Source organism: Mesorhizobium sp. (assembly GCF_004962925.1).
In the GTDB taxonomy this organism is placed as follows: Bacteria; Pseudomonadota; Alphaproteobacteria; order Rhizobiales; family Rhizobiaceae; genus Mesorhizobium.
Window position 1 is genome coordinate 9,110 of record NZ_SUEO01000242.1, and the last position, 258, is coordinate 9,367.

Sequence of the window (258 nt, forward strand, 5' to 3'; positions counted from 1 at the left end):
ACATCCTGCCGGGCAACAAGCATTTCGCCCCAGGCGACCGGGTCCCCAAGCCCGGCCAGGGCGGCGGCGGCTCGTCTCCCGGGAAAACGATCTCGGAGGACGACTTTCGTTTCGTGCTCTCGCGCGAGGAGGTGCTCGATCTCTTCTTCGAGGATCTCGAACTTCCCGACATGGTCAAGCTCAACCTCAAGGAGATACTTGCTTTCAAGCCGCGCCGGGCTGGATTCGCCGCGACCGGTGCCCCGACCAACATCAATG

General features: G+C 62.8%; 1 protein-coding gene. It reads left to right on the forward strand.

Features of this window, described 5'->3' with window-relative positions; all coding sequences use genetic code 11:
• Positions 1-258 (forward strand): DUF444 family protein (locus tag E5W87_RS30745; RefSeq protein WP_292406289.1); only part of this gene is annotated, 258 nt, incomplete at both ends.